Annotated in this window: 22 protein-coding genes, 1 tRNA gene and 1 pseudogene; 9 read left to right on the top strand and 15 right to left on the bottom strand. The window is 67.3% G+C overall.

Translation table 11 applies throughout. The features are described from left to right. Nucleotides 1-5: 5 nt before the first annotated feature. Genes hpnE through hpnA form a run of 5 tightly spaced genes read right to left on the bottom strand, consistent with a single transcriptional unit; the run spans nt 6 to nt 5,128 of the window. Nucleotides 6-1,259 carry a hydroxysqualene dehydroxylase HpnE gene (gene hpnE / locus ACFSCW_RS11930; RefSeq protein ID WP_380889446.1) on the bottom strand — a complete coding sequence of 418 codons (1,254 nt, stop codon included), beginning with the start codon at nt 1,257-1,259 and terminating at the stop codon, nt 6-8. Continuing rightward, the gene (gene hpnD / locus ACFSCW_RS11925) at nt 1,256-2,089 is read right to left on the bottom strand and encodes a presqualene diphosphate synthase HpnD (protein ID WP_380889445.1); all 834 of its coding nucleotides are present in this window, start codon (nt 2,087-2,089) and stop codon (nt 1,256-1,258) included. The genes hpnE and hpnD overlap by 4 nt, the downstream gene beginning before the upstream one ends. Further along, nucleotides 2,086-2,919, bottom strand: coding sequence for a squalene synthase HpnC (gene hpnC, locus ACFSCW_RS11920; protein ID WP_380889443.1), 834 nt, complete (start codon nt 2,917-2,919; stop codon nt 2,086-2,088). Before hpnC ends, hpnD begins: the two co-directional genes overlap by 4 nt. Further along, entirely contained in the window at nt 2,919-4,136 is a 1,218-nt protein-coding gene (locus tag ACFSCW_RS11915) for a glycosyltransferase (RefSeq protein WP_380889441.1), read from the bottom strand. The genes hpnC and ACFSCW_RS11915 overlap by 1 nt, the downstream gene beginning before the upstream one ends. Further along, on the bottom strand, nt 4,133-5,128 hold the full coding sequence (hpnA, locus tag ACFSCW_RS11910) for a hopanoid-associated sugar epimerase (protein WP_380889439.1): 996 nt from the start codon (nt 5,126-5,128) through the stop codon (nt 4,133-4,135). Before hpnA ends, ACFSCW_RS11915 begins: the two co-directional genes overlap by 4 nt. A 33-nt stretch (nt 5,129-5,161) precedes the next feature. Between hpnA and hpnI the strand changes: the two genes are divergently transcribed. The 5 genes from hpnI to ACFSCW_RS11885 are packed head-to-tail and all read left to right on the top strand — an operon-like array spanning nt 5,162 to nt 10,466. Further along, complete coding sequence (gene hpnI, locus ACFSCW_RS11905; RefSeq protein WP_380889438.1) at nt 5,162-6,298, top strand: bacteriohopanetetrol glucosamine biosynthesis glycosyltransferase HpnI; 1,137 nt, start codon at nt 5,162-5,164, stop codon at nt 6,296-6,298. Beyond that, the gene (gene hpnJ / locus ACFSCW_RS11900; RefSeq protein WP_380889436.1) at nt 6,295-7,740 is read left to right on the top strand and encodes a hopanoid biosynthesis associated radical SAM protein HpnJ; all 1,446 of its coding nucleotides are present in this window, start codon (nt 6,295-6,297) and stop codon (nt 7,738-7,740) included. Before hpnI ends, hpnJ begins: the two co-directional genes overlap by 4 nt. Beyond that, entirely contained in the window at nt 7,737-8,573 is an 837-nt protein-coding gene (hpnK, locus tag ACFSCW_RS11895; protein ID WP_380890109.1) for a hopanoid biosynthesis-associated protein HpnK, read from the top strand. Before hpnJ ends, hpnK begins: the two co-directional genes overlap by 4 nt. A gap of 4 nt (nt 8,574-8,577) precedes the next feature. Next, nucleotides 8,578-9,480, top strand: coding sequence for a ferritin-like domain-containing protein (locus tag ACFSCW_RS11890; RefSeq protein WP_380889434.1), 903 nt, complete (start codon nt 8,578-8,580; stop codon nt 9,478-9,480). Nucleotides 9,481-9,494: 14 nt separating this feature from the next. Next, a complete protein-coding gene (locus ACFSCW_RS11885) occupies nt 9,495-10,466 on the top strand; it encodes a lysylphosphatidylglycerol synthase domain-containing protein (RefSeq protein WP_380889432.1) in 972 nt (323 codons plus the stop codon). Here the strand turns inward: ACFSCW_RS11885 and ACFSCW_RS11880 are convergent. The 10 genes from ACFSCW_RS11880 to ACFSCW_RS11835 form a co-directional block, all read right to left on the bottom strand. Continuing rightward, entirely contained in the window at nt 10,447-11,973 is a 1,527-nt protein-coding gene (locus tag ACFSCW_RS11880; RefSeq protein ID WP_380889430.1) for a SulP family inorganic anion transporter, read from the bottom strand. The two genes, ACFSCW_RS11885 and ACFSCW_RS11880, sit on opposite strands and share 20 nt — an antisense overlap. Next, entirely contained in the window at nt 11,970-12,668 is a 699-nt protein-coding gene (locus tag ACFSCW_RS11875) for a carbonic anhydrase (RefSeq protein WP_380889429.1), read from the bottom strand. Before ACFSCW_RS11875 ends, ACFSCW_RS11880 begins: the two co-directional genes overlap by 4 nt. A 192-nt stretch (nt 12,669-12,860) precedes the next feature. Then, a complete protein-coding gene (locus ACFSCW_RS11870; protein WP_380889427.1) occupies nt 12,861-14,165 on the bottom strand; it encodes an ATP-binding protein in 1,305 nt (434 codons plus the stop codon). Next, a complete protein-coding gene (locus tag ACFSCW_RS11865; protein ID WP_380889425.1) occupies nt 14,162-14,869 on the bottom strand; it encodes a response regulator transcription factor in 708 nt (235 codons plus the stop codon). Before ACFSCW_RS11865 ends, ACFSCW_RS11870 begins: the two co-directional genes overlap by 4 nt. 12 nt (nt 14,870-14,881) lie before the next feature. Continuing rightward, complete coding sequence (gene nusG, locus ACFSCW_RS11860; RefSeq protein ID WP_380889424.1) at nt 14,882-15,421, bottom strand: transcription termination/antitermination protein NusG; 540 nt, start codon at nt 15,419-15,421, stop codon at nt 14,882-14,884. Between the two features lie 21 nt (nt 15,422-15,442). After that, nucleotides 15,443-15,643: a preprotein translocase subunit SecE gene (gene secE, locus ACFSCW_RS11855; protein WP_380889422.1), complete on the bottom strand. Its 201-nt coding sequence runs from the start codon at nt 15,641-15,643 to the stop codon at nt 15,443-15,445. A 174-nt stretch (nt 15,644-15,817) separates the two neighbouring features. Next, on the bottom strand, nt 15,818-16,450 hold the full coding sequence (locus tag ACFSCW_RS11850) for a PEPxxWA-CTERM sorting domain-containing protein (protein ID WP_380889420.1): 633 nt from the start codon (nt 16,448-16,450) through the stop codon (nt 15,818-15,820). Between the two features lie 116 nt (nt 16,451-16,566). After that, nucleotides 16,567-16,642, bottom strand: a tRNA-Trp gene (locus ACFSCW_RS11845). 45 nt (nt 16,643-16,687) lie between these two features. Beyond that, complete coding sequence (locus ACFSCW_RS11840; protein ID WP_380889418.1) at nt 16,688-18,595, bottom strand: putative bifunctional diguanylate cyclase/phosphodiesterase; 1,908 nt, start codon at nt 18,593-18,595, stop codon at nt 16,688-16,690. Between the two features lie 121 nt (nt 18,596-18,716). After that, nucleotides 18,717-20,438 (bottom strand): fatty acyl-AMP ligase, encoded by a 1,722-nt coding sequence (locus tag ACFSCW_RS11835; protein ID WP_380889416.1) that lies wholly within the window; start codon nt 20,436-20,438, stop codon nt 18,717-18,719. A gap of 161 nt (nt 20,439-20,599) precedes the next feature. Here ACFSCW_RS11835 and ACFSCW_RS11830 point away from each other — a divergent pair, with 161 nt between their 5' ends. From ACFSCW_RS11830 to ACFSCW_RS11815, 4 genes and pseudogenes are all read left to right on the top strand, one after another. After that, the gene (locus tag ACFSCW_RS11830; RefSeq protein WP_380889415.1) at nt 20,600-21,157 is read left to right on the top strand and encodes a regulatory protein RecX; all 558 of its coding nucleotides are present in this window, start codon (nt 20,600-20,602) and stop codon (nt 21,155-21,157) included. 92 nt (nt 21,158-21,249) lie between these two features. Next, a complete protein-coding gene (locus ACFSCW_RS11825; protein ID WP_380889413.1) occupies nt 21,250-21,831 on the top strand; it encodes a cold-shock protein in 582 nt (193 codons plus the stop codon). Nucleotides 21,832-21,885: 54 nt separating this feature from the next. Then, complete coding sequence (locus tag ACFSCW_RS11820) at nt 21,886-22,287, top strand: NADH:ubiquinone oxidoreductase subunit NDUFA12 (RefSeq protein WP_380889411.1); 402 nt, start codon at nt 21,886-21,888, stop codon at nt 22,285-22,287. Then, a pseudogene (locus ACFSCW_RS11815) lies at nt 22,284-22,679 on the top strand (DUF2155 domain-containing protein); the annotation flags it as partial. The gene ACFSCW_RS11820 and the pseudogene ACFSCW_RS11815, both read left to right, overlap by 4 nt. Between the last annotated feature and the right edge of the window lie 3 nt (nt 22,680-22,682).

The following is a 22,682-nucleotide window of genomic DNA, read 5'->3' as shown; positions in this document are numbered from 1 at the left end:
TCCTTCTAGCTTCGGGCGTTGGCGAGCGCCACAGCTGCGGCGGTCTCGCCGGAGCGGAGTGCGCCTTCGATGGTGGCGGGAAGCCCGGTTGCCGTCCAGTCGCCGGCGAGGACGAGGTTGCGCCAGCGGGTCCGCGCGCCGGGGCGGCGGGCGTTCTGCTCGGGCGTGGCGGCGAAGGTGGCGCGCTTTTCCTTGACGATCTGCCAGGCGGGCATCGGCGCGTCGATGCCGAGCGCGCGACAGATATCGGCCCAGAAAATACCGGCGAGCTGTTCGCGGTCCATGTCGACGATCGCCTCGGCGGCGCTGACGGTGATGGAGAGGCGATCGGGGAAAGCGAACAGCCATTCCGCCGTGCCGCCAATCAGGCCCAGCATTTTCGGGGCGTTGCCCGGAGCCGGAAAGGCGAAATGGCCGTTGACGATGGCGCGATGTTCGGTGGGGACGGTGAGGCTGGGCAGCAAGTCGGCGGCAATCCAGGCGGGGACGGCGAGCACGATCAGCTCGTCGTCAGCGACGGCCTCGTTTTCGCCCGGCCAGTTCAGCGATGTGATGCGGTCATCGGTCAGCTCGATTGCTTGCAGCCGGCGGCCGAGCTGGACCGGCGCGCCTTCGCGTTCGAGCCAGGCGAGCGCGGGATCGATGAAGCAGGAGGCTAGGCTCGGTTCGGCGATGCGCGGACGCATCGCGCGGCCGCCCTTCGCCAGCGTCTCGCGCAGCACGGCGCCGGCAAGCGCGGCTGAGGCTTCCCCCGGCTGGGTGTTGAGCGCGGCGAGCAGCACCGGGGCGAGCAGCCGCTCCCAGACCGGGCCCGAAGGCGCGAGCATTTCGTCGATGCGCCCTTCGCGGCCGCGCATCAGCCGGGCGACCGGGAGATAATTGGTGACGGTCGTGCCGGGCACGCGGCGGTCGGCGCTGAGGATCCACCACGGAACGACGCCGTCGTTGATGCGGACCGTCCAGTGTTCGCCGTTGGTCAGATCTCGGAAGGCGAAGTCTGCGGTTTCCGGCCCGGCGAGTGGGGTTGTGGCGCCGACCCTCTCTCGGAAGCGCGCGACCGCCAGGTTCCCCGAGAGCACCAGGTGGTTGCCGTTGTCGATGACAAGGCCGAGCTGCGGGTCGCGATAGGAGCGGCAGCGGCCGCCAGCCTGCGCCGCGGCGTCCATCACCCGCACGCTGAGGCCCGCCCGGCGCAGCGCGACCGCCGCCGACAGGCCGGCGAGGCCGGCGCCGATCACGGTCGCGCGCGTGAAGCTCACCGGGTCAGCCAGAGCCTGAGCGCGGTGAACAGCAGCGCGACCTTATTGGTGCTGAGCCGGGTGCGCGGTGGCGCCCAGCCGGTGCGCTCCATCCGGTCGAGCAGCGGCGCATAGGCCGCCGACATCAGGCGCGGGGCGATCAGATGGCCTTTCGGCCTCGACGCCAGCAGGGCTGCTGCGGCGCGGTGATGATCGCGGGCCTTCGCCGCGACGATGCGGCAGGCAGCGTCGATGCGCGGGTCGGTCACCACGGCCTCGGGAACGCTGATCGGCACGCCAGCCGCGATCAGGGCGTCGTGCGGCAGATAGACGCGTCCGATCGCCGCATCCTCGTCGATGTCGCGCAGAATGTTCGTGAGCTGCAGCGCATGGCCGAGATGATGGGCCAGGGCGACGCCGAGCTCTTCCTCCATGCCGAACACGCGCACCGACAGGCGACCGACGGCGCAGGCGACGCGGTCGCAATATAGCTCCAGCTCCGACATCGGCGGCCAGCGGATATCGCCGGCCACGTCCATTGCCATGCCGTCGATCACCGCGAGCAGGTCTTCGTGGCGCAAGCCGAAGCGCGCGACAGGGTCGGCAAGTTCGGCCGCCTGGCCGGGGTCGCCACCATTGTAGAGCGCGGCGACGTCATGCCGCCATGCCTCGAGCTCGGCGGCGCGGTCGGGGCGGGGGCGGTGGACGTCGTCGGCGATGTCGTCGACTGCCCGGCAGAAGCCGTAAATCGCGAACATCGCCTCGCGCTCGGCACGCGGCAGCATCTTCATGCCCGCGTAGAAGGACGAGCGGCGCAGGCCCGCGCTGAGTGAGGTCGGTGACGCGCTCATCGGATGGTGTGAGCGAGCATGGCGCGCAGCGCGACCCAGCCGGCGCCAAGCTTGCCGTGATGCACCGGCTCGCTGAGCGGGTCGCACCTGGTCAGGCGTTGGGCGAGGTCTTCGGCAAGGCGCTGGATGACGGCGACTTCCAGCGCGAGGCGGCGGCTGCGGATGTGCCTTGCGAAGGGGCGGCTTTCGGCGAGCAAGTCCAGTGTCTGCCGGGCAAGGCCCGTTATGGCGCGCCGGAGGCCGGGCGAGGCGGCGGGGGCGGCAAGCTCCTCGATCGCTGCTCCCTCGGCGACCAGCGTCTCCAGCGGCAGATAGACGCGGTCGAGTTCGCGATAGTCTTTCGCGCAGTCCTGCAAGTGATTGATGATCTGCAGCGCGGCGCAGAGCGCGTCGGAGAGCGGCCAGGTCGCGCGATCTTCGCCGTGAACGTCGAGCACGAAGCGGCCGACCGGCATTGCCGATTTGCGGCAATAGGCCATCAGCGCCGACCAGTCGGGATAGCGGGTGACGGTCACGTCCTGCTCGAACGCGTCAAGCAATTCCTGCGCGTGAATCAGGGGGATGCCCGGCTCCTCTAGGGCCTCGCGCAGCGCCAGCGCTTCGGCTGCGCCGCCGCTGGCGCCATCGAGGCCGCGGCGCATCGCGCCGAGCAAATGGAGCTTTTCTTCGGGCGAGGCGGTCGGGTGATCGGCAATGTCGTCGGCGGCCCGGGCGAAGCGGTAGAAGGTTAGGATCGGCGCGCGATGCTCGCGCTTCAGCAGCCAGGACGCGACCGGGAAATTCTCGTCCCGATGGCCCTTGCCGGATGCGAGATCGGCAGCGACTTCCATCACCGGCCCGCTTGGGCCCGTCCCTTCCACATGCCGCCGCGTCCCCGCTTATGGTCGAGCGCGGATAGCAAGGTGCAGGCGGCGTAAAAAGCGGCAATCGCGGGGAGCGCGAGACCCCAGAGCCGCGAGACGCGGTAAAAGCGCAGCATCGGCTGGAAAGCGAGCGCTATCATGGCCCAGGTGGCGAGGCCGAGCACTTGCGCTGTGCCGTGGCCGAACAGGGCAAGCGCGGGCGGGACGGCATAGACGAGGGCCAGTCCGGCGAGCGTGCCAAGCAGCAGCAGCGGCGAGTAGCGGAGCTGCGCATAGGCCGATCGCGCGATCATGCGGGCGATCGCGCCGAAGCTGCGATAGGGGCGGATGCTCCGCGAACGTTTGGTGAGGCCGAGCCAGATCGGGCCTCCGCGCTTGATGAGTGCACCGAGCGTGCAGTCGTCGATCAGCGCGCCGCGGATCGCGGCGATGCCGCCGGCTTGCTCCAGCGCATCGCGGCGAACCAGCATGCAGCCGCCCGCGGCGGCGCCCGGGCCTTTGGCGCCGTTCGCCTGGGCGAAAGGATAGAGCATCTGGAAGAAGAACACGAAGGCGGGGACCAGCGCGCGCTCGGGGAGCGTGCGGCAGTGGAGCTTCGCCATCAGCGATACGAGGTGGAGTTGGCCGGCTTCGGCGCGGGCGACGAGGCTGCGGAGCGTGTCGGGGGCGTGCGCGATGTCCGCGTCGGTCAGCCAGAGATAGCTGGGTGCGCCTGCGGCAGCAACGCCTTGCGAGACGGCCCAGAGCTTGCCCGTCCAGTCGGCAGGAAGGGGCGGGGCGGCGAGGATTTCGAACGATGCGTGACCAACACTCCGTTCGGCCTGAGCCTCTCGAAGGCCCTTCTTTACTTCTTTCGATTCCGCGAGGGAAGAAGGGAGGGCTTCGACAGGCTCAGCCCGAACGGAGTTTAGTGCGGAAGCGATCTGTGCCGTCCCGTCCTCGCTGGAATCGTCGACGAGGATGACGCGGAAGGGGCCCGGATAATCCTGGGCGAGCAGGCTGCCGATCGAGCGGGCGATGACGTCGGCTTCGTTGCGGGCGGGGACGATCGCGACCACCTCGGGCCACACCGAAGGCGCGGCTGGGAGGTTTTGGTCGTCGCGTTCGCGGGCCAGCCAGAAGCCGTGGTGAAAGAGAAGCAGGTAGAGCCAGATCGCGGCCGATGCGCCGGCGAGCCAGATCATCCGATCATGCCTGCCGAGCGGAACCAGGCGAGGGCGTCGGCAATCGCTTCCGGCCAGGGCCGCGCCGTGTAGCCCAGCTCGCGCTCCGCTTTCCCCGAGCTGAAATACATGTGGTGCGCGGCCATGCGGAGGCTGTCGATGGTCAGGAACGGCTCGCGGCCGCTGAGGCGGGCGAGCTGTTCGTTCGCCCAGGCGAGCGGGAAAAGCGGTGCGCGCGGGAGGCGGGTGAGCGGAGGCCGGCCGTCGGTTTGGCGGGCGATCTCGCCGAGTATTTGGCCCAGCGGCACGTCCTGACCGCCGAGGATGTAACGCTCGCCGATCCCGCCCTTGCGCAGCGCCAGCAGATGCCCGGCGGCGACGTCGTCGACATGGACGAGGTTCAACCCGCTTTCGACATAGGCGGGCATCCGCCCGCTCGCAGCCTCGACGATGATACGGCCGGTGGGTGTCGGCTTCACATCGCGCGGGCCGATCGGAGTCGAGGGGTTGACGATGACGGCAGGCAGGCCGCGCTCCGCGACCATGCGCTCGACCAGCCGCTCGGCGAGGACCTTGGATCTCTTATAGACGCCGACCGCTTCGTCCGGCTCGGCGCCGCGGGTTTCGTCGGCGGGGCCGGCGGTATCAGGCTTCAGCGTGGCGACGCTGCTCGTATAGACGACGCGCTCGACGCCGGTGGCGAGCGCGGCGTTCATGACGGCGCCGGTCATCGCGACATTGTTGCGGGCGATCTCGTCCGGGTCTGGCGCCCAGATGCGATAGTCGGCGGCGACGTGGAACAGGTAGCGGGCGCCGGCGGCCGCCTGTGCGACCGCTGCTTCGTCGCGCGCGTCGCCTTCGGCGAGGTCGCCTGGAAAGTCGGCGAGATTAGCGCGGGGGCTCGCGGCGCGGACGAGGCCGCGCACGGCGAAACCTTCGGCCGCGAGCGTCCTTGCGACCGCCGCGCCGACGAAGCCGGACACGCCGGTCACGAGAACAAGATCCGCCGCCATGACTTGGGCGCAGACATTGGCTAGGGAGCGGCGATGGGGCAAGCGCTGGCCGGAATTTCCTTTTGGCTCGGCTGGGCGCTGCTGGCGCTGGCGAGCATGGGTACGCTGTACAGCCTGGCCGCGGCGGTGGTGGTGTGGCGCTTCTTTGCGCGAACCACGTCGGTGGGGCGGCATACGGAAGCGGTGACGATCCTGAAGCCGCTGCACGGGGCCGAGCCGCGGCTGCGCGAGAATCTCGCGAGCTTTCGGGCGCAGGATTATGACGGGCCGGTCGAGATGGTCTGCGGCGTCGCCTCTGCGGACGACCCGGCGATTGCGGCGGTCGAAGGTGCGCGGCTGGTGGTCGATCCTACGCAGCATGGCGCGAACGCCAAGGTTTCGAACCTGATCAACATGGCGCGGAGCGGGCCGCTGGCGCCCATCGTGGTGTTGAGCGACAGCGATATCGTCGTCGGTCCCGACTATCTCGCGAGGCTGGTCGAGGCATTGGCGCAGCCGGGCGTCGGCGCGGTCTCTTGCCTCTATTACGGGCGAGGCGATGCCGGCTTCTGGTCGCGGTTGGCGGCGGGTTGGCCGAGCTATCAATTCCTGCCCGGCGCGGTGTTCGCCGTCGCCTTCGGGGTCGCGACGCCGTGCATGGGCTCGACGATCGCGCTCCGGCGCGAGACGCTGGAGCGGATCGGCGGGTTCAAAGCCTTTGCCGACGTGCTCGCCGACGATCATGCGATCGGGCGGGCAGTGGAGGGGCTCGGGCTGAAGGTCGCCGTGCCGCCGATGCTGGTGGTCCACGCTTGCGACGAAGCAAGCTTGGGCGCGCTGTGGCGGCATGAGCTGCGCTGGGCGGCGACGGTGAAGGGCATCACGCCCGGAGCCTATGCCGCGTCGGTGATCGGCTTCCCGTTCGCGCTCGCACTGCTCGGCGCAATGCTGGCAAGCCAGGGGTGGAGCGTCGTTGCGGCGGCACTTGCGGCCCGGCTGGCCGTGGCGCTCGTCGTCGACCGCGTGAGCGGCGCCCGCACGATGCCGCTGTGGTGGTTGCCGGTGCGTGACGTCCTCAGCTTTGCCGTGTTCGTTGCCAGCTTCTTTGCGCGCTCGGTTGATTGGCGCGGCGCACGGCTTAGAATGGCACAAGGCGGCCGGATCCGGGCCGCGTCGGAGACTCCGCGATGAAGCGTACGCTGTTCCTGCAAGGGCCTTCGTTCGATGGGTATGACGGGGGCGCCGGCGCGCGCTACCAGATGAAGCGCGAAGTGCGGTCCTTCTGGTACCCGACCTGGCTGGCGCAGCCCGCGGCAATGATCGAGGGATCGCGGCTGATCGACGCGCCGGCGCACGACCAGAGCTGGGACGATATCGCGCACGAGATCGACGACAAGGAGCTGATCATCCTCCACACCTCCACGCCCAGCTTCAATCAGGACGTGCGGACGGCCGAGCTGATCAAGGCGCGCAACCCGGCTGCGCTGGTCGGCATGGTCGGCGCGAAAGTGATGATCGAGGACGAGAAGAGCCTGAGGGCCACCGATGCGCTCGATTTCGTCGCCAGAGAGGAATATGACTTTACCTGCGTGGAGCTGGCCGAGGGGCGGCCGTTTGCCGAGATCGACGGTATCACCTGGCGCGCGCCCGACGGCTCGATCGTGCGCAACAAGGACCGCGCCCAGATCGAGGACATGGACGTGCTGCCGATGGTCTCGCCGATCTACCGGCGCGACCTCGATCTTTCCAAATATTATGGCGGCTATCAGCGCCACCCCTATGTGAGCTTCTACACCGGGCGCGGCTGCAAGAGCCGCTGCACCTTCTGCCTGTGGCCGCAGACGATCAGCGGGCACCGCTATCGCCACCGCACCGTCCCCAAGGTCATCGAGGAAGTGCAATACATCCTCAGAGAAATGCCCGAGGTGAAGGAGATTTTCTTCGACGACGACACGCTGGCCGATGCGCACGACTTCGTCGTCGAGCTTTCGGGCGAGCTGGCGAAGCTCGGCTTCGGCAAGCCCGGCTTCCCCGTCACCTGGGGCTGCAATGCCAAGGCGAACGTGCCGCAGCCGGTGCTCAAGGCGATGAAGGCAGGGGGCTGCCGGGTGCTGCTGGTCGGCTATGAAAGCGGCAACCAGAAAATCCTGCACAACATCAAGAAGGGCCTGCGCACCGACGTCGCGCGCCAGTTTACCAAGGATGCGCATGCGCTGGGGCTGACGATCCACGGCACATTCATCCTCGGGCTGCCGGGCGAGACGCTGGAGACGATCGAGGAGACGATCCGCTACGCGATCGAGCTCAACCCGCACACGATCCAAGTGTCGCTGGCAGCGCCCTATCCGGGCACGTTCCTCTACAAGCAGGCGGTGGAGAACAACTGGTTCGACGGCAGCGACCATCTGCTGACCGACGGCGGCAATCAGATCGCGCAGCTCAGCTATCCGCACCTGCCGGCGAGCGTGATCTTCGACAAGGTCGAGGAGTTCTACAAACGTTTCTACTTCCGCCCGCGCAAGATCGGCGCGATCGTCGGCGAGATGGTGCGCGACTTCGACATGATGAAGCGCCGCCTGCGCGAAGGCGTCGAGTTCTTCGACTTCCTCCGCCGCCGGAAGGAAGCGGCCTGACCACGCGCCTGATCGTCACCGCGGACGATTTCGGCGCCGCGCGCGAAGTCAACGAAGCGGTCGAGCGGGCGCATGTCGACGGTATCCTGAGCGCTGCCAGCCTGATGGTGACGGGCGACGCCGTTGCCGATGCCGTCCAGCGTGCGAAGCGGCTGCCGCGGCTGGGCGTGGGGCTGCATCTTGTGCTGGTGGAAGGCCGACCCGCGCTGCCGCCGGAGCGGGTGTCGCAGCTGGTCGGGAGCGACGGACGATTCCGCACCGACATGGTCCGCGCCGGCATCGCGATCTTCGCCGATCCCCGGGCGCGCCGGCAGTTGCGCGAAGAGGTGGAGGCGCAGTTCGCCGCCTTCACCGCGACCGGTCTGCCGCTCGACCATGTCAATGCGCACAAGCATTTTCACCTGCACCCGACGATCGCCGCGACCGTGCTCGCGGTCGGTAAGCGTTATGGCGTGCGGGCAATGCGGGCGCCGGTTGAGCCAAGGGCGGTGCTTCGCCGGATCGAGGGTGGGCAAGGTTTTGATCCTGCCGCGCCTTGGGCGAAGTTGATGCGACGTAGAATCCGACTGGCGGGGATGGTTGCGCCCGATCAGGTGTTCGGCATCGCTTGGTCGGGGCAGTTCGGCGTGGAGCGGCTGCGGGCGCTGATCGAGACGCTGCCGCCGGGCCTCAGCGAAATCTACATGCACCCGGCGACGGGGCCTTATCCCGGCTCGGCGGATGGATATGATTATGCGGGCGAACTGGCGGCGCTGACCGATCCACAGGTGCGGCAGATTATGGTAGAACGCGGGCTCGAACCGGTGCGATTCCTGGAGTGCGTGCAGGACTGACGCGATGGATCTAGTCCCGAGCTGGAAAAGCTTCGACACAGGCGAGCGGGCGCCGGAGCAGGGGCGTATCGCGCGAGGCAGTCCTGAACATCTGGCGCTGATGTGCCGCACGATGCTCGACACCCACGATCCCTATCGGCCCGCCGTCATCGACTGGCCCAAACTGGACGACGCGACGCGCAATAAGATCGTGTCGCTGCCGATCTGGGACATCGCCGTCGCCACCGAAGGGCGGGCGGGGATGAACGTGAAGACCTATGCCGCGGAGGTCGAAAACCGGCTGTTGCGGGCCGCAATCGAGATGAACGGCTATGAGGAAAGCCGGCACAAGATCGTGCTCGCCAACATGGTTGAGGCCTATGGCATCGCGCTGGCGCCCGAACCCGAATACAAGCGGCCGCGCGATCCCGAGTTCGCGTTCATGCGCACCGGCTATTCGGAGTGTATCGATAGTTTCTTCGGCTTCGGGCTGTTCAAGATCGCGAAGGACTCCGGTTTCTTTCCCGAGGAGCTGGTCGAGACGTTCGAGCCGGTGATGCGGGAGGAAGGGCGGCACATCCTGTTCTTCGTCAATTGGGTGGCGTGGTGGCGGCGCAACATGCCGTGGTGGCGGCGGCCGCTGTTCGAGGCGAAGGTGCTGATCGTGTGGCTGTTCCTGATCGGCGAGCGGATCAGCATGGCGCGCGGCATGGGCGGCAACACCAAGGCGCAGGAGAACAACTTCACGCTCAATGGCTCGAAGGAGCTTGGGGTCGAAGTGAGTTTCCCCGAGCTTGCCCGGATTTGCCTTGCGGAGAGTGATCGGCGATTGAAGCCCTACGACCCGCGGCTGATCCGCCCCCGTTTCGTGCCCGGCGCGATGCGGCTGGCCCTTCGGCTGATGGGCGGGAAGGGAGCGGTCGCCTGAAGAACTGGACTCGTGTGGGCGTGCTGCTCGCCACCGTCGTTGGCCTTTTCGTTGCAATATGGACGGTGGGGGCGACGGGCTGGGGCGAGATCGTTTCGGTTGCGGCACGAATGGGGCTGGGCGGGCTGGCGCTGGTGTGCCTGTATTCGCTGGGCGTGTTCGCCGTGCTGGGCGCAGCCTGGGCCGCGGCGGCGGGCGAGCCGGCCGCCCGTGTCGGCGTTTTCGCGTGGGGCCGGTTGGTGCGGGAAGCAGCGTCCGACCTGCTGCCTTTCTCGCAGATCGGCGGCATAGTCGTCAGCATCCAGACGCTGATCGCGCTCGGCGTGCCGCGCGCCCGCGCCAACGCGTCGTTCCTGGTCGACCTGACCACCGAAATGGCGTCGCAATTGTTGTTCACCCTGTTCGGACTGGCGCTGATGGCGAGCATCCTGATGGGCGACGAAGCCGCGATGCTGCGCCCCGTGATCCTGGGCGGCACCGGCGCGATGATCGCGTTCATCCTGCTCGCTTTTTTCGGCCAGCGCGCCTTGCTGTCGCTGACCCGCAAGCTCGCGACCCGTTTCCTTCCGGGATCGGCTGCAGCAATGGTCGAGATCGAAAGGGAGCTGGGCACCCTATACGGACGGCATGGCGGCGTGGCGCTCGCCTTCCTGCTCAACCTGGCGGCGTGGACGATGAGCGGAGCGCTTGCCTGGCTGATCCTCACCCTGGTCGGCGTGCCCATTTCCTTTTGGACAGCGTTGTCATTGGAAAGCCTGATCTTCACCCTCCGCAGCATCGCCTTCGCCATTCCGGGCGGCATCGGCGTGCAGGAAGCGGCCTATGCGCTGATCGGTCCGCTGTTCGGGCTTAGCCCCGAGGCAGCGCTGGCGCTGGCGCTGGCCAAGCGCGCGCGCGATCTTGCGCTTGCCCTGCCGACTTTGGTCGTGTGGCAAGCGATCGAGGCGCGCGCGCTCGTCCGGCCGGTTACACCGCCAGCTTCCTGAGCCGCTCGGCACCGTTGAACCGGGTGGCGACGCCGGCCTTTACACGCCGTGCATACCAATCGCGGATCATTTCGGCCGAGGTGTGGTCGATCGCATGCAGCGCGCGGACGTCCAGCTCGACGGGCGCCGTGGGCGGCGCCTGATCGAGCGCGGCCGAAAGCTTGGGAAGCGTCAGGAAGCTCGCCACGCCATTCAACCGAATCGCATGCGCGTCGCCTTCCTGTTCGGAGTGGACGCGCAGCTTCAGCCGCTTCGCATACGGGATCAGCTCCAGCAGCGAGAGCGCGATGCCGACCAGGACGCCGGTCAGCAAATCCTCCGCGACGACGACGATCAGCGTCGTTACCCAGATCAGTGCAGGCAGCACGCCATAGTTGCGGAACAGGCTCGCGACATGGCCGACATGGACCAGCCGCCATCCGGTCACGACCAGCACCGCGGCGAGCGCCGCCATTGGGATTTCACGCAGCAGGAAGGGAAGCAACGCAACAAACCCAAGGATCCACACGCCGTGCATGATCGCGGAGGCGCGCGTCATCGCCCCCGCCTGCACGTTCGCCGAACTGCGGACGATCACCCCCGTCATCGGCAGCGCGCCGGCGACGCCGCAGAGCAGGTTGCCCACGCCCTGCGCGCGCAGCTCCTTGTTGTAATCGGTGCGGACACCGCCGTGCATCTTGTCGACCGCTGCGGCCGACAGCAGAGTCTCGGCGCTGGCGATGAAAGCGATGGCGACGGCCGCGATCAGCAGCGAGGGATTGGCCCAGCTTCCGAGCAGATCGGTCGGCAAGGAAATCGCGCTGGCGATGTTCGACGGCACGTTCACGCGCGCGACCGGCAGGCCGAATGCGAAGGCGGTGAGAGTGCCGGCGAGCACGCCGATCAGAGCGCCCGGCACCAGCTTCATCGACGCGGGACGAAAGCGTTCCCAGCCGATCATGAAAGCGATCGTCAGAAGACCGATCGCGAAGGCAAGCTCGGCCTGGGCGAAGCTGCCGTCGGTCGAGAGGCCGAGCAGGCGGCCGGGCATGGCCGCGAGGTTGGCGAGGCCATTGGGAAGCGGCTTGGCGTCGAACAGCACATGGAACTGGCCGACGACGATCAGCACGCCGATGCCGGCGAGCATGCCGTGCACCACGGCGGGCGAGATCGCGCGGAACCAGCCGCCGATCTTCAGCACGCCGGCCACGAACTGGATCGCGCCGGCGAGGATCAGGATGGGGCCCAGCGCCGACAGCCCGAAATCGCGCACCAGCTCAAAAACGATGACGGCCAGGCCAGCGGCCGGGCCGCTGACCTGGAGTGGCGAACCTGCGAGGGACCCCACTACGATGCCGCCGATAATGCCTGTGATCAGGCCTTTTTCCGGCGGCACGCCCGATGCGATCGCAATGCCCATACACAGCGGCATCGCAACCAGAAAGACGACGATCGATGCGGCAAAGTCGCGCGGCGCCGCGGCAAGCGACGGGCGCGACACGCCGGGTTTCAGCGCAAGCGCGGTCATTCCGCGGCCTCCGCGAACGCGCCGACATCGGCGGCCCGGCGAGGGCTGGGCGCGAGCGCGACGGGGATCGGCCGGTCATGCTCGATCCGGCGGAAGCGGCCGGTCTCGCCGTCGAGCGCCAGCACCTCACCCGCCTGAATGTCGAAATACCAGCCGTGCAGCGTCAGCTCGCCCCGGGCGATGTGCGCGGCGACCGAAGGATGGGTGCGCAGATGGGTGAGCTGCACCACCACATTCTCGAGCGCGGCCGCGCGCGGCTTTTCCGCCTCGCCAAGCTCGGGATAATTCTGCTCGACCACTTGCCGGGCCGCGGCGCTGTGGCGAAGCCAGGCGGCGACGTTCGGCATCTTCTCGGTGATCGCGGGGTTCATCAGCCCTTTCATCGCGCCGCAATCGGAGTGACCGCAGACGATGATGTCGCGCACGCCGAGCGCCTCGACGGCGAACTCGACCGTCGAGGTCACGCCGCCATTCGCCTGGCTGAAGGGCGGCACGATGTTGCCCGCGTTGCGGCAGACGAACAGCTCGCCCGGCTGGGCGCTCATGATCTCTTCCGGGACGACCCGCGAATCGGCGCACGAGATCATCAGCGCCTTGGGGCTCTGCCCCTTGGTCGCGAGCCGTTCGTACAGGTCCGAACGGATGGGAAAGACGTCGCGCTGAAAGTCGAGAACGCGTCCGATCAGCTCATTCACTTGGCTTCTCCTTGGTTGCCAGGGAGAGCTAGAGCGTGCGTCTTTCGGGTGTTCGGCTGGACTGTAAGAAAGTGTTTCTGTGAGGATGGCTCAAACCGGGCCGTCCATGCCGAGCGAAGTCGAGGCACGCACTTGGTGGCGCGAAAAGAGCGGTGGGTCCCTCGACTTCGCTCGGGATGGACGACTTTAAGTTCAGCGTTTCAACACGATTTCCGCGCTCAGCCCGCCTTCCGGGCGATTGCGCAGGCTGAGGCGGCCGCCCTCGCGCTCCACTGCCCGCGTCACGATCGCGAGGCCGAGGCCGAAGCCGATCGTGTCGCGCGGGCGGGCGGTGTCGAGGCGGACGAAGGGCTTGGTGACTTCGTCGCGCATGTCGTCGGGCAGGCCCGGGCCGTCGTCCTCGACCGCAATCGTCACGCGCGCCGGCGTTTCCGCGAGGCGGACCACGACATGGCTGCCATGATGGACGGCATTGTCGATCAGGTTGGCGACCGCGCGTTTCAGGCCGAGCGGGCGCACCGTCAGCTCGAAATGCACCGGGCCTTCGTAGGTCACGTCATGGCCGCGGTCTGACGCATCGTCGGCAAGAGTCGCGCAGAGGATGGCAATGTCGGTGCGCGCGGGGGTTTCGGGATCGTTCTCGCCGCCGAGATAGGCGAGCAGCGATTCGATCATCGCTTCCATTTCGGAGATGTCGGTGGCGATCGCGGCCTGCGCGCCCGGATCGATCGCTTCCGCGCGCAGCCGCAGCCGGGCGAGCGGCGTGCGGAGATCGTGGCCGACCGCAGCGAGCGCCTGGGTGCGGTTGTCGATCAACTGGTGGATGCGTTCCTGCATCCGGTTGAACGCGCGGATCACCGTGGCGACTTCTTCGGGACCGCGCTCGGGTACATGCGCCTGGCCGCCGTGGCCGACCTTGTCGGCGGCGACGGCGAGCTGGCGCAGCGGCTGCAGGACGAGCCTGACCAGCAGGCCGCCGAGTAGCATCAGGCCAAGCGCGGGGATCAGCGCGAGCAGGATCCGCTCGGTCGCGAGGTTCAGGCCGGAGACCGGATGCAGGGTCTGGAAGCTCAGCCAGGATTGGTCCGGCAGCCGCAGGATTCCCGCCACCACGGGACTGCGCCCCGGCGAGACCAGCCAGAGCCGGACCGCCATCCCGTTCAGCCGCGGCTCCCAGGCAAGCACCTGACGGCGCATCCCGTCGAGCGCGGGGGCGATCGAGGGCGTCTTGGGCGGGACGGCGCTCCAGCGCACGAGATAGCGGTCGGTGGTGAGCTCCGTCGCGAGGGAGGGACGTTCGCGCAGCGGCCGTTCGGACAGCAGGCGCTCGGCGATGACCAGATGCTCGGCGAGGCGCCGGGCCTCGTCGTCCCGCACCGAGAAATGGCTGGCGCGCTCGTAGAGCAGCGCGCTGATCCCGAACTCGACCAAGGTGGTCAGCAGCAGGAGCGCGACGAGGCGGCCGATCAGCCCGGGCGACGACCGCAACAGGCTCATGGCCGCTCGACCACCGTGTTCAACATATAGCCGACGCCGCGCACGGTGAGAATCGGCGCTTCGTGGCCCGCGCTGGAGAGCTTGCGGCGGAGCCGGCTGACCAGCACGTCGACGCTGCGGTCCGAGCTATCGCCGAGCCGGGCGCGGGAGAGCTCGATCAGGCGTTCGCGCGCGATCACGCGGCCGGCATTGTCGGTGAGGGCGACGAGCAGGTCGAACTCCGCGCCGGTCAGCTCGACGATCGCGCCGGTGGGAGAGAGAAGCTCGCGGCGCGGCAGGACGATGGTCCAGCCGTCGAACAGGATGCGATCGGGCTTGCGGACGGCGCTGTCGGCGAGCGGCGGGCGGCGAAGCACGGCGCGGACGCGGGCGATCAGCTCGCGCGTTCCGAACGGCTTGGCGAGATAATCGTCGGCGCCCAGCTCGAGCCCGACGACGCGGTCGGTCTCGCTGCCCTTGGCGCTGATGAAGATGATCGGCGCGGCGGTGCGCTGGCGGAGCGCGCGGCACAGGTCGAAACCGTTGGTGCCGGGCAGCATCACATCGAGCAGGATGAGGTCGACGGGCGCGCTTTCGAACGCGGCCCACATTTCGGGCGCGGCGGCGGCGGCGCGGACGGTGAAGCCATTCTCCTTCAGCGCCCGCACGACCAAAGTGCGGAGCTGAGGATCGTCCTCGACGAGAAGGATGTTGGGCGCGGTCATGCGCGCGCCGGCTTATTTAACCCGTTCGACCTGTTCAAATTCGAGCTCGACCGGCGTGGCGCGGCCGAAGATCGACACCGAGACCTTCACGCGGCTGCGATCGAAATCGAGCTCTTCTACCACGCCGTTGAAGCTGGCGAACGGACCGTCGAGCACCTTGACCTGATCGCCGATCTCGTAATCGACGCGGATCTTGGTCTTGGGCGCGGCGCTGGCGGCTTCTTCCTTGGTGGAGAGAATGCGCGCGGCCTCGGCCTCGCTGATCGGCTGCGGCTTGTTGTTGGTGCCGAGGAAACCCGTCACCTTCGGCGTGTTGCGCACCAGGTGATAGACGTCGTCGTTCATCTCGAGCTTCGCGAGGACGTAGCCGGGGAAGAATTTCCGTTCCGACTGCACTTTCTTGCCGCGGCGGACTTCGGTCACCGTCTCGGTCGGCACCTCGACCTTTTCGACGAGCTGCTCCAAGCCCATGCGCGTGGCTTCCGACATGATCGCGTCGCGGACCTTGTTCTCGAAACCGGAATAGGCGTGGATGATGTACCAGCGAGACATTTATCGTTTTCCCGAGCTGAATTAGCGAGCGATGGAGAGCAGGGCGGTCACGATCGCGTGGAAGATCGCGTCGACGCCGAAGAAGAAGACGCCCAGCAGCGTCGTCATGATGATGACCATCAGGGCAGTCATCATCGTCTCGCGCCCGGTCGGCCAGACCACCTTCGCGGTCTCTGCGCGCACCTGGTTCACAAACTGCGGGATGTTGCCGATCTTCGCCATGTCTCGTCCGTCTTTCGGGTGAACGCCCCCGACCGGGCCAGCGCCCGAGGGAAGCATCACCGATGTAGTGAGAGTTGGCGTCGTATAAAGCGGGCAGATGGGCGAGGCAAGGGCGCTAAGCGCCCCGATGCCTCGCCCGGGAGTACAATCAGGCGGTATGTGCAGGCCGGTCCGTCAGGCGAGGGCGGACACGCTGCGCCGCTGCCGGCGCGTCGCGGCGCCGAGCATGCCGAAGCCGCCGAGCATCATCGCCCAGGTCGCCGGTTCCGGCACCGCCGCCAGCACGCCGCCGAGGCGCACCTGGCGCAGATCGGTCACGCCGGTCCCGTTGGTGTCGAACGATATGCTGGTGATGGCGTCGCCGCCGGTCGCGCTGAAGCCGAAGAAATTCTGGCCGTTGCCGAGCGCGAAGACCTGCGCCGGCCCGCCGTTCACGCTGATCGAGACCGAGTTGGTCGATCCTTGCGCGTTGAACAGGTTGAACTCGGCCTGGGTGAAAGTGCCGCCCTTGGTCAGGAAGATGCGCGCGGCATCCAGCGTGCCGTCGGCGGTGTTGAACCGGGCCTGGCCGTTCGACGAGGTCGACGACAGCAATTCGCTGTTCAGCGACAGGATGCTGACGCTGGTGTTCGTCTGATTGGTGAAGCCGAACACGGTGCCCGCGGTCAGGTCGGTATTGGCGAGTACGTTTTCAGATGGCTGGACCGCGCCGGGGGTCGGAAAAATCTGGATCGCCGCTGCAACGGGCGAGCCGAACGAAACCGCCGCAACGCATGCCGCACCAAATGCTAGGTTTATCCCACGCATGAGCCACACTCCCTGATTAACCATTGTTGGAGAGCGCAACGTGCCGCGCCGGGTCCGGTTCAGCGGAAATCAGAATATTTTGGCGATGCGCCGCAGCGTGAACAAGCACGGCGGATTGGCAGGAGTGGAGGGACTCGAACCCCCGGCCCTCGGTTTTGGAGACCGATGCTCTACCAACTGAGCTACACTCCTAGAGCCGTGCGGCCTCTAGCCGTGTGCCGGATCGTGCGCAAGGACTCAGGCGGCGGCGCTGCGCATCTTGCCGGTGGCGAGCGCGCGGGCGTCGGTGGCGTTCATCGGGCGGCCGAACAGATAGCCCTGCACCTTGCGGCAGCCCAGACGCCGGACCATCGCCAGCTCATCCTCATTCTCCACGCCCTCGGCGGTGGTGGACATGTCGAGGCTCTCGGCGAGCGCGACGACCGCCCGGATGATCGCGACATTCTCAGGCGTGTTGTTCGACGCGCCGCGCACGAAGCTGCGGTCGATCTTGATCGTCGAGAATTTGGTGCGGCTGAGATAGCTCAGCGACGAATAGCCGGTGCCGAAATCGTCGAGCGAGAGCTTGATGCCGAGCGCGAGCAATTCCTTCAGCACCGCGATCGCGTGCGGCGCCTCGTTCATGAACACCGACTCGGTGACCTCGAGCTCGAGGCGCTGCGGCGGCAGCCCCGTTTCGGCGAGGACCGAGGAGACCATCTTCGCGAAATTGCGGTTGTGGAGCTGCTCGAACGACACGTTCACCGCGACGCGCACATGCGGCGGCCAGTGCGCGGCTTCGCGGCAGGCGGTGCGCAGCACCCATTCGCCGATCGTGCCGATCAGCCGGGCTTGCTCCGCGAGCGGGATGAATTTGTCGGGCGGCACATTGCCCAATTGCGGGTTGGTCCAGCGCAGCAGCGCCTCGAACCCTTCCACCGCGCCCGTTTCGCTGGCGACGACCGGCTGATAGGCGAGGTGGAGCTCACCATTCGACTGGGCGCGGCGAAGCGCGATTTCCATCACGCGCCGCTCTTCTGCCTCGACGTGCAATTGCGGCTCGTAGGTGTGGAAAATGCCGCCGCCGAGATCCTTCGCCCGGAACAGGGCAAGGTCCGCCGAGCGGATCAGCATCTCGGCATTGGCGCCGTCGCGCGGACCGATCGCGATGCCCGCGCTCGCGCCGACGAAGATCGTGTGCTGGTCGACATCGTAGGACAGCGACAGCTCGTCGATGATCTGCTGGGCAAGGCGTTCGAGCCGCGCCTGATCCGCGCCGTCGTTGAAGACGATGCAGAACTCGTCGCCCCCGAGGCGGCCGCAAAGATCGTTCGGGCCGAGCATGGCCCGCAGCCGCTCGGCGGCGCGGCCGAGCAGGATGTCGCCGATCGCGTGGCCGAGCGTGTCGTTGATGTTCTTGAACCGATCGAGGCCGACGATCATCAGGCCGCAGCGGCTGCGCCATTGCTCGGCATGGGCCAGCGCTTCGCTGACGGCTTCGGACAAATGGAGGCGATTGGGGAGGCCGGTGAGCGTGTCGTAGCGCGCCATCCGGTTGATCTTGTCGGCCGAATGTCGCTCGGCAGTCACGTCGGTGCCGGTGCCGCGGAATCCGATGAACGCGCCGCGCTCGTCCTGCTCCGGCTCGCCGCTCAGCTCCCACCACAGGGTTTCGCCGTTGATCGCGACGGGCAGGATCAGGTCCTTGAACGGCTCGCGATATTTGATCTTGTCGGCCATCGTCCGCAGCGCGGCGGAGAAATTGCCCGTTTCCCAAGCCTCGCCGGCCAGGATCTGCAGGAAGGAGCGACCTTCGAGCGCGCTGGCATCGTCACCCAAGGCGAGGCCGAGGCGCGGGGAAACGGCGGTCAGGTTCTTCGCGGTATCGATCCGCCACGACCAGTCTGCATCGTGATGTTCGTGCTCGATCAACCGGATCTTCGCGCCTTGCGCCGCGGCGACGATCGAGCGCGACGCGCCTTGCTGGTTCGCCAGCGCACGCACGTTCGCGAGGCAGCGCGCAAAGAGCAGCGCATCGAACGCGATGGTGCCGACCGCCAGCGTCAGGAGCGGCCATCCCATGTGCATGCCGCTGAGTGCCACCAGCGACCCCACGCCAAGCGGCAGCGCCGAGGCGAGCGCAATGGTGGCCACAAGGGTGCCCACGAAGCTTTTGGGCAGGCTATCGTCCGAAGACTGAAGGCGGGCGCGTGTCACGCCTTCCGGTGTAAAAGCTCTTCGTTAGCAACCGGTAAGCGATTCGTTCAGGTTCGACGAGCCGACAGCCTCAGGCGGCGAGCGGCTGGATTTCGCCCGAAAGATACAGGTTGCGCGCCTTTGCGCGGCTGAGCTTGCCCGAGCTGGTGCGGGGCAGGGTGCGCGGGGGCACGAGCTCGACCACGCAGTTCATGCCCGTGATGCTGCGCACTTTTTCCCGAATGGCGTCGCGCAGGCGCGCCCGTTCCTCGAGATCCGACGTGCGGCACTGGACCAGGACGGCGGGCGTCTCTTCGCCCCCCGGCATGGTGATTGCGAAGGCGGCGATGTCGCCGGCCTTAAAGCCCGGCAGTTGCTCCACCGCCCATTCGATATCCTGGGGCCAATGGTTCTTGCCGTTGATGATGATCATGTCCTTGGCGCGGCCGACGATGTAGAGATAGCCGCCAGACATATAGCCCATGTCGCCGGTATCCAGCCAACCATCGACCAAGCAGGCGTCGGTCGCTTCCTGATCGCGGAAATAGCCGACCATCACCGACGGTCCCTGGCACCAGACCTTGCCGATCGCGCGCTCGGGCAGCGGGCTGCCATCTTCGTCGCGGATCTGGACGGTCATGTCCTTGGCGGGCTTGCCGCAGTTGACGACCGCGCGGAAACGCTGCGGGCCGTCATTGGCGGCCTTGCTTCCCGAAAGCTCGGTCTCTTCGACCAGCTCGACCTGAATGCCTTCGCCCGGCGGCATGATGGTGACGGCCAGCGTCGCTTCGGCCAGGCCGTAGCTCGGCAGGAACGCATGAGCATCGAAGCCCGCATCGGCGAAGGCGTCGACGAACGCCTGCATCACGTCCGGACGGATCATGTCGGCGCCGTTGCCCGCCAACCGCCAGCGCGACAGGTCGAAGCGATCCGAAGCGCGTGTCTGGCTCGACATGCGGCGGGCGCAGATGTCGTAGCCGAAGGTCGGCGAATAGCTGATCGAGGTGCCCGGGTTGCGGCTGATCAGATCGAGCCAGGCGAGCGGGCGGCGCGCGAAATCCTCGGTCTTCAGATAATCGACCGAAACCTGGTTCGCGACCGGCGACAGCATGCAGCCGACCAGCCCCATATCATGGTACCAGGGGAGCCAGGAAATGCAGCGATCGCTGTCCTGCAGCTCCATGCCGTGCGAGTGGGCCGAAAGATTGTTCAGCAGCGCGTGGTGCGTGACGGCGACGCCGTGCGGGAAGCGCGTCGAGCCGCTCGAATATTGCAGATAGGCGATGTCGTCGGTGTGCGCGGCGGGCAGCGGCGTTTGAGCGGCAGGTTTTGCAGCCAGCGCTTGCCACGAAAACGCCTCGACGTTCGCCTGGCGCGCGGCTTCCTCCGCCATGCTCGCCAGCTCTTCCGGGTAGATCAGCAGGCTCGGATCGCAGCTGTTGAGCTGCACCTTCAACTGATCGACATAGGCCGACGAGCCGCCGAAGGAGGTCGGCAGCGGCAGCGGCACCGGCCAGGCGCCGGCATAGACCGCGCCGAAGAACAGCGCCGCGAATTCGGGGCCGGTTTCCGCGATCAGCGCGATCCTGTCACCCTTGGCGACGCCGTGCGCGATCAGCCGATAGGCATGGGCCAGCGCGTCATGACGCAGTTCGGAATAGGGATAAGCGCGCGCAAGCGAGCCGCGGGCGTCGCAGAAATTGAACCCCCGGACGCCGCGCGCCGCATAGTCCAGCGCTTCCTGGAGCGTCGCGAAATCCGAAAAACGGCGCGGCAACGCGTCGTCGGTAGGGGTGGCAATCTGGTCCGTCATGTCTTCTGGGTACGACCCTGCTGTTCTTGCGGCGGGCGCTTGCATCATGGCGAGAAGCCCTTTTCCCTTGCTCTTCCGCCCCTTGCCGTTCGAAAGTCAACGCACGAGGCTTTGCACAATGTTCTCTTTATTCGACCGGGCGGTCAAAATCGGACGTGAGTGTGGCACAATCGTGGCGTAGCCGACGCTCGGATGGCGAAGCAAGGGCGCCCCGGCCGCTCGACGGGGCTGCGCTGGAGCGGCTGGCGCTGCGCTATGTCGAGCGATATGCGACCACGCGCGCCAAGCTGGCCGCCTATTTGCGGCGGAAGCTGAAGGAGCGCGGCTGGGCGGGGGACGATGCGCCTGACGTCGATGCCTTGGTCGAGCGGTTCGCTTCGCTGCGCTATGTCGACGATGCCAGCTTCGCGACGGCGCGCGCGGCCAGTCTGACCCGCCGCGGCTACGGCCCGCGGCGGGTGGCGGCGTCGCTGAAGGCCGCGGGCATCGATACGGACGACGCGGCGGAGGCGCGCGAGGCCGCGGAAGCGGCCGCATGGGACGCAGCGCTGGCCTTCGCGCGGCGCAAGAAAATCGGGCCGTTCGCGGCCGCCGAACCGGACCGCGCGGGGCGGGAAAAGGCGTTTGCGGCACTCCTTCGCGCCGGCCACGACGTCGTCACAGCGCGCCGCATTGTGCAGTCCGCGCCGGGAAGTGTCCCGCAATTGGACCAAGGTTAACGAGGCGTGAATCTTTGTTTCGATTCTAAGACGGTTTGAGTTATGCTGCCGGACACGGACTTTGGGGGTTAAGTCGCGTGACGATGGAGAGAATGATAGCATCGGTTCTCGATGCGCCTGCTGAACGCGGCTGGACGGATGAAGCGACATCTGGCCAAGTCCATGAACTTGAACGGCATTCCGGCACCGTCAAATGGTTCGACGCGACCCGAGGCTTCGGATTCGTGGTCGCCGACGGCGATGCCGGGGACGTGCTGATCCATTTTTCGGTGCTGCGCGACCACGGCCGACGCAGCCTGCCGGAAGGCGCCCGAGTCGAATGTCTGGCGGTGCGGCGCGAACGGGGCCTGCAGGCGCGGCGCCTTCTGAGCTTCGACCTGAGCACGGCGACCGGGCCGGACCTGGACCTTTTGTCCGCGCCGCGCGACCGGGTCGATCCGCTGGAGCTGACCGATCGGGCGGGTGCGCCCGAGCCGGTGACGGTCAAGTGGTTCAACCGGCTGAAGGGCTATGGCTTCCTGATCCGCTCTTCCGACAGCGCCGACGTGTTCGTGCATATGGAGACGTTCCGGCGCGCCGGCATCGTCGAGATTCTGCCGGACCTGCCGCTGATGGCGCGGATCGCGGACGGGCGGAAAGGCCCGCTCGCCATCTCGGTCTCCGCCCGAAACTGACGGACGCCTAAAGCCGCTTCCTTCCGCGCGCTCCGCTCGCTAAATGCGGCGCGCATGGGATTTCTGTCTTCGATCTTCACCTGGTGGAACGGCGCCACCTGGGGCACGTCGCTCTACACCCGTCGCTTCGGCGGCAAGATGGGCGAGGACCAGTGGGGCAATGTCTATTTCGAATCGAAGAAGCCCGACCGCATGGGCGTGACCCGGCGCTGGGTGATCTACAAGGGCTCGAACGACGCCAGCCGGGTGCCGCCCGAATGGCATAGCTGGCTGCACGGCCAGGCGGCGGATGTGCCCGACAAGGCCTTGCCGCCGGCGCGGCCGTGGCAGCAGGAGCCGGTGCCGAACCTGACCGGCACGCATCAGGCCTATCGCCCGCCTGGCGCGCTGGAGGCCGGCGGCCTGCGGCCGGCATCGACCGGCGATTACGAGGCGTGGAGCCCCGACCAGGCATGAACCGCTGGACTCTCGCCGGCCTCGCGGTCGCGCTTGCGGCCGTCGGCGGCGCGGCGATCGCGCTGCAGAACAATGTTTCGGCGCCGGTTTCGACCGCCGCGCCCAAGCCTTCGCCGTCGCCCAGCGAGACGCCGGTCGTGACGGGCAAGGAAACGCCGATGGCCGAACGAGTCGCGGTGATCGGCCTGCTCAACAAGCGCAACGGCATCTCGCGCGACCTGACGATGAAGCCGGGCCAGGCTTTTCGCGTCGGCGACGTGATCGTCCGCCTGCGCGCCTGCGAGACGACGGCGCCCTGGGAAGTGCAGAAGCTGACCGGCGCGTTCCTGCAGCTCGACGTGCAGGGCATCGACAAGCAATGGCGCCGGGTTTTCTCTGGCTGGCTCTACAAGGAA

The sequence above is a fragment of the Sphingomonas tabacisoli genome (genome assembly GCF_042678385.1).
GTDB lineage: Bacteria > Pseudomonadota > Alphaproteobacteria > Sphingomonadales > Sphingomonadaceae > Sphingomonas_B > Sphingomonas_B tabacisoli.
Note: the sequence above shows the minus strand (reverse complement) of the source record. Positions and strands in the feature narration are given on the sequence as shown.

Bases quoted from the DNA above. Each gene is read 5' to 3' on its own strand.
- hpnD (WP_380889445.1), bottom strand. From the start codon at position 2,089: ATGAGCGCGTCACCGACCTCACTCAGCGCGGGCCTGCGCCGCTCGTCC.
- hpnC (WP_380889443.1), bottom strand. From the start codon at position 2,919: ATGGAAGTCGCTGCCGATCTCGCATCCGGCAAGGGCCATCGGGACGAG.
- ACFSCW_RS11915 (WP_380889441.1), bottom strand. From the start codon at position 4,136: ATGATCTGGCTCGCCGGCGCATCGGCCGCGATCTGGCTCTACCTGCTT.
- hpnA (WP_380889439.1), bottom strand. From the start codon at position 5,128: ATGGCGGCGGATCTTGTTCTCGTGACCGGCGTGTCCGGCTTCGTCGGC.
- hpnI (WP_380889438.1), top strand. From the start codon at position 5,162: ATGGGGCAAGCGCTGGCCGGAATTTCCTTTTGGCTCGGCTGGGCGCTG.
- hpnJ (WP_380889436.1), top strand. From the start codon at position 6,295: ATGAAGCGTACGCTGTTCCTGCAAGGGCCTTCGTTCGATGGGTATGAC.
- ACFSCW_RS11890 (WP_380889434.1), top strand. From the start codon at position 8,578: ATGGATCTAGTCCCGAGCTGGAAAAGCTTCGACACAGGCGAGCGGGCG.
- ACFSCW_RS11880 (WP_380889430.1), bottom strand. From the start codon at position 11,973: ATGACCGCGCTTGCGCTGAAACCCGGCGTGTCGCGCCCGTCGCTTGCC.
- ACFSCW_RS11870 (WP_380889427.1), bottom strand. From the start codon at position 14,165: ATGAGCCTGTTGCGGTCGTCGCCCGGGCTGATCGGCCGCCTCGTCGCG.
- ACFSCW_RS11865 (WP_380889425.1), bottom strand. From the start codon at position 14,869: ATGACCGCGCCCAACATCCTTCTCGTCGAGGACGATCCTCAGCTCCGC.
- nusG (WP_380889424.1), bottom strand. From the start codon at position 15,421: ATGTCTCGCTGGTACATCATCCACGCCTATTCCGGTTTCGAGAACAAG.
- secE (WP_380889422.1), bottom strand. From the start codon at position 15,643: ATGGCGAAGATCGGCAACATCCCGCAGTTTGTGAACCAGGTGCGCGCA.
- ACFSCW_RS11850 (WP_380889420.1), bottom strand. From the start codon at position 16,450: ATGCGTGGGATAAACCTAGCATTTGGTGCGGCATGCGTTGCGGCGGTT.
- ACFSCW_RS11835 (WP_380889416.1), bottom strand. From the start codon at position 20,438: ATGACGGACCAGATTGCCACCCCTACCGACGACGCGTTGCCGCGCCGT.
- ACFSCW_RS11825 (WP_380889413.1), top strand. From the start codon at position 21,250: ATGATAGCATCGGTTCTCGATGCGCCTGCTGAACGCGGCTGGACGGAT.
- ACFSCW_RS11820 (WP_380889411.1), top strand. From the start codon at position 21,886: ATGGGATTTCTGTCTTCGATCTTCACCTGGTGGAACGGCGCCACCTGG.